This is a genomic window from Arthrobacter sp. Hiyo1, from assembly GCF_001263615.2.
In the GTDB taxonomy this organism is placed as follows: Bacteria; Actinomycetota; Actinomycetes; order Actinomycetales; family Micrococcaceae; genus Arthrobacter.
Map to the genome: position 1 here is coordinate 494,199 of NZ_DF952468.1, position 4,769 is coordinate 498,967.

General features: G+C 63.4%; 4 protein-coding genes and 1 pseudogene. 4 read left to right on the forward strand and 1 reads right to left on the reverse strand.

Translation table 11 applies throughout. The features are described from left to right. Both AHiyo1_RS02210 and AHiyo1_RS02215 read left to right on the forward strand, forming a co-directional pair. The coding region (locus AHiyo1_RS02210) for an aminotransferase class I/II-fold pyridoxal phosphate-dependent enzyme (protein WP_113990535.1) at window positions 1-628 on the forward strand (628 nt) is incomplete at its 5' end. A gap of 229 nt (window positions 629-857) precedes the next feature. Beyond that, complete coding sequence (locus AHiyo1_RS02215; protein WP_059387479.1) at window positions 858-2,141, forward strand: citrate synthase; 1,284 nt, start codon at window positions 858-860, stop codon at window positions 2,139-2,141. Between the two features lie 87 nt (window positions 2,142-2,228). Here AHiyo1_RS02215 and galE read toward each other — a convergent pair. Then, window positions 2,229-3,241 (reverse strand): annotated as a pseudogene (galE, locus tag AHiyo1_RS02220) (UDP-glucose 4-epimerase GalE). Between the two features lie 114 nt (window positions 3,242-3,355). On the opposite strand from galE, the gene AHiyo1_RS02225 reads away from it, so the two are divergent. After that, window positions 3,356-3,982, forward strand: coding sequence for a TetR/AcrR family transcriptional regulator (locus AHiyo1_RS02225; RefSeq protein ID WP_059387480.1), 627 nt, complete (start codon window positions 3,356-3,358; stop codon window positions 3,980-3,982). A gap of 63 nt (window positions 3,983-4,045) precedes the next feature. After that, the gene (locus AHiyo1_RS02230; protein WP_059387481.1) at window positions 4,046-4,657 is read left to right on the forward strand and encodes a hypothetical protein; all 612 of its coding nucleotides are present in this window, start codon (window positions 4,046-4,048) and stop codon (window positions 4,655-4,657) included. The last annotated feature ends 112 nt before the right edge of the window (window positions 4,658-4,769 follow it).

The following is a 4,769-nucleotide window of genomic DNA, read 5'->3' on the forward strand; positions in this document are numbered from 1 at the left end:
CGTCGAATCCCTCAGGCAGATCGTCGCCCAGGCGCGCGAGATCGGCGCAGTCGTGGCGTCGGATGAATGCTATGCCGAACTCGGCTGGGGCGAATGGGATGCCCAGCGTGGCGGCGAGGCAGTGCCTAGTGTCCTTGACCCGCGCGTCACGGGAGGATCCACGGACGGACTCTTGTGCGTCTACTCCCTCAGCAAACAATCGAACCTCGCCGGCTACCGTGCCGCCTTCGTGGCTGGTGACTCGTCGATCGTGGCGAATCTGGTCAACAGCCGCAAGCACGCCGGCATGATCGTGCCGTATCCGGTCCAGGAAGCCATGCGCACCGCGCTCGGCGATGCCGGCCACGTGCTCGCCCAAAAGGATCTCTACCGCGGGCGCCGTGAACGCCTCCTGCCGGCACTGAAGAACTTCGGCCTGGAGATCCACGAGTCCAAAGCTGGCCTGTACTTGTGGTCCACCGCAGGGGAGGCGACGTGGGACACAGTCCGCCGTTTCGCGGACCTGGGGATCGTCGTCGGGCCCGGGGTGTTCTATGGAGACGCGGGCAATGGTTTCATCCGTGTGGCGCTCACCGGCACGGACGAACGCATCGATGCGGCAGTCGAACGCTTGGACACTGCCCGGTAACAATGCTGTGACTTCCCGCACAGGGCGCGTCATTCCGCCAGTAACCGTAGCTTGTGAATTAGTTTGTCCCGCTTACTGGCGGTAGCTTTTAACTGACTATCAATGGTGGCTTTCTCCACGAAGCAGTTCGGCCGATGGTGTCTGCACCTGCAGACTCCTGGCTGGAGTCACCAGATGTTGGTTGGATCAAGCTTTCGACCGAGGCCAAGAGCCTCATGAAGGGGACTCCATGACTGAGACCACCAGCGCTACCCTGCGCCATGCCGGCGGAGAGCTCGAGCTCCCGCGGATCAAGGTTGTAGAAGGGAACGAAGGATACGACGTTTCCAAGCTGCTGAAGCAGACGGGCGCCGTCGCCTATGACCCCGGCTTCATGAACACTGCCGCCACCACGTCGGCAATCACCTACATCGATGGCGACGCCGGTATCCTGCGGTACCGCGGCTACCCGATCGAGCAGCTTGCCCAGCACTCAAGCTTCCTGGAAGTTTCCTACCTGCTGATCTACGGCAACCTTCCCACTCCCACCGAGCTGGACGCGTTCGACCAGCGGATCCGCCACCACACGCTGCTCCACGAAGAGCTCAAGGGCTTCTTCGGCGGTTTCCCGCGTGACGCGCACCCGATGCCGGTGCTTTCCTCGGCTGTCTCCGCGCTGTCCACGTTCTACCAGGACTCCTTGGACCCGTTCAACCCGGAGCATGTGGAAGTTTCCACTATCCGCCTCATGGCGAAGCTCCCGGTCATCGCGGCCTACGCCCACAAGAAGTCCATCGGCCAGCCCATGCTGTACCCGGACAACTCCATGAACCTCGTGGAGAACTTCCTGCGCCTGAGCTTCGGCCTGCCGGCAGAGCAGTACGAGCTGGATCCTGTCGTCGTCAAGGCGCTGGACCTCCTGCTCATCCTGCACGCCGACCACGAGCAGAACTGCTCGACGTCGACCGTCCGCCTTGTGGGCTCCTCGAACGCGAACCTGTTTGCTTCTGTTTCCGCAGGCATCAACGCCCTCTTCGGTCCCGCCCACGGCGGCGCCAACGAGGCCGTGCTGAAGATGCTGCGCCAGATCCAGGCCGACGGCATCAAGCCCGAGGAATACATGGAGAAGGTCAAGAACAAGGAGGACGGCGTCCGCCTCATGGGCTTCGGACACCGGGTCTACAAGAACTACGACCCCCGCGCCAAGATCATCAAGGCGACGGCACACGAGATCCTGGGCAAGCTGGGCGGCAACGATGAGCTCCTGGACATCGCGATGCGCCTCGAAGAGAAGGCCCTTGCGGACGACTACTTCATCCAGCGCAAGCTCTACCCGAACGTCGACTTCTACACCGGCCTGATCTACAAGGCCATGGGCTTCCCCGAGAAGATGTTCACCGTGCTGTTCGCGATCGGCCGACTCCCCGGCTGGATTGCCCAGTGGCGCGAAATGATCAACGATCCCCAAACGAAAATCGGCCGTCCGCGGCAGCTCTACACAGGAGAGCCGGAACGCGACTACCCGGCGGTCTAATCCCCGCCGGTGTGGGCCCAGCACGCGGGGTCACTTACAGCCCGTCCCAAGGGACATCATGGGCCGTAAGTGACCCCGCGTTGCACTTTAAGAGCTGTAGCCGAGAGGGTTGTTCTTCTGCCAGCGCCAGTGGTCTTCGCACATCTGGTCCACGGTCTTCGTGGTGGACCAGCTCAGGTCGGCCAGGGCGGAGGAGGCGTCGGCCCAGAACGCGGGCAGGTCTCCCGCCCGGCGGCCCGTGATCTCGTACGGCAGCGGGTGGCCCACGGCCTGTTCGAAGGCGTGGAGCATCTCCAGTACGGACGTGCCTTTCCCGGAGCCAAGGTTCCAGCGGTGCACGCCGGGCGCTCCGCAACGTAGCCCAATGCGGCGACGTGGCCACCGGCGAGGTCGACGACGTGGATGTAGTCCCGCAGGCAGGTGCCGTCCGGGGTGTCGTAGTCTCCGCCGAAGACCATGAGCTTTTCGCGGCGGCCGACGGCGACCTGGGCGATGTAGGGGACCAAGTTGTTGGGGATACCCTGGGGGTCCTCGCCGATCCGGCCCGAGGGGTGTGCGCCCACCGGGTTGAAATAGCGCAACAAGGCGATGTGCCAGCGTTCGTCCGCGGCGCCGAGGTCCGTGAGGATGTCCTCGATCTGTTCCTTGGTGCGGCCGTAGGGGTTGTTCGCCCCGATCTCCATCTTCTCGATGTAGGGGATGGGGTTGTGCTCGCCGTATACCGTGGCGGAGGAACTGAAAACGATCGACCGGACCCCGTGCTTGTCCATGGCGCGGAGCAGGTTCAGCGTGCCGACGATGTTGTTGTAGTAGTAGTTCAGGGGTTCCTGCACGGATTCGCCAACTGCCTTGAGCCCGGCGAAGTGGATGACGGCGTCGATGCTGTGCTGATCGAACACAGCTTCAACCGCGGCCTCGTCCACCAGATCCACTTTATGGAACGCCGCCGTCTTTCCCGCCAGCTCACCGACGCGGCGCAGGGACTCTTCGCTTGAGTTCACGAGGTTGTCCAGCACGACCACTTCGTGTCCGGTTTCCAGCAGGGACAGGACGGTGTGCGATCCGATGTAGCCGGTGCCACCCGTGACAAGAATTCTCATGCAAGCAACGCTAGCCGAACTTGCCAAGGCTCGCTCAGTGTTGCGTGCGCCACAGTCCCGCAGTTCCGGTGCGCCGGGCGGTACCGTTCAAGCACGTTCGTGCTAAAAAGATCTGTGCCCAAGATTGTTGATGCCGAAGCCCGGCGCCAGGAAGTAGTCGAAGCTGTCTTCAGGATCATCGCCTCGGATGGCCTGGAACGTGCCTCCTTGCGGGAGGTGGCCGACGAAGCCGGGCTCGCCGTCGGCTCGGTCCGGCATTACTTTGCCAGCAGCGATGAACTGCTGGTCCACTCCTTTGCCGTGGTCATCGACAGGATCGCCGCGCGGCTTGAGGACGCGTTCGCCGTCGTCGAATCGTTGGATCCGGATTCGGCGGAACACGGCGCCGCCGTCTTAACCCTGGTGGGCCAATTCCTTCCGCTCGACGAGGAACTGGCCGTCGACGCCTGTGTCTGGATGGCATTCCGGCACGCGGCCCGAATCCGGCCAGTACTCGAACAGGAAGCGGCACGCAGCCACCGGGCCGTGGCCGCCGTCGTCGGCCGCTTGGTGATGCGACTGATGCCCGACGGCGGATCCGGCCAGGAGCGCCTGGTGACCGAGGCCGAGCGCCTTCTGGCCACCCTCGACGGACTGTGCATGCATGCCCTGCTGCAGCCTGAGTGGATGACGGCCGAGGTCTGCCGCGACGTTCTGACCGCGCATCTGGAGACTCTGGTTGCGGTCCCGTCCAACCGTTAACGTCGAGGCTCATCGGGAATAGACTGGAACCCTGAGTGGGCACCTGCCAAGGGAGGCAATCGGATGCATGACACAGGCGGTCAGGGGTGGCGAATCACAATGGACACCTCCGGACCGATGCTCATTGCCTTGTATCTGAGAGACGTTGCTGGATTGGACGGAGCCGGTACGCCAACGTTGTCCCACGCCACACCCAAAGTCAGGCACGCGGACCACACGCACCTCACTGCCGAGGTAGGCGGGGTGCCGGCCCTCAAGACAGAGTGGGAGGCCTGGTGGGAGCAGCTGTTGAGGGCGTATCCGGATGCCGCGCCGGAGCTTTCACCCCCGGGATTCAACGCCTTCGGCAATTCGCCTGCCCTGCGCAGAGTATTGCAGGCACACTTCGGAGCCGCCCTGACCTGGGCCCGTGAGCGCCTTGAAGAGTACGAAAAACTGGAGGCTGAACGCGAAGCGAGCGGCGCCACGTTGCTTCTGGGGGACATGGTGGAGGACCGGCTGCTGGAAGTCGGACGAAGTTCCCGGGACTTCCAGCTGACGATCATCGAGCTACCCCTCAACGAGCCAAGGGCCTGGTACCTTGAGCCGGACAAGATGATCATGAGCCACCAGCTCTTGTCCGAACCGGATATCTTCCGCAGCTACGTCCAGCCGGTGGTTGAACTACTGGTCTGAAGCCGGGCGACGCCGCCAGCGCCGCCGAGGCCCCGCCCAAAACTAGGTCTTCGGAGCCGAAACCGTGATGGTCACGGACCCCGACGCTGCCGCTGAATCCTGCCACGCCTTG

Coding starts and splice junctions, on each gene's coding strand:
- AHiyo1_RS02230 (WP_059387481.1), top strand. CDS start 4,046: ATGCATGACACAGGCGGTCAGGGGTGGCGAATCACAATGGACACCTCC.
- AHiyo1_RS02215 (WP_059387479.1), top strand. CDS start 858: ATGACTGAGACCACCAGCGCTACCCTGCGCCATGCCGGCGGAGAGCTC.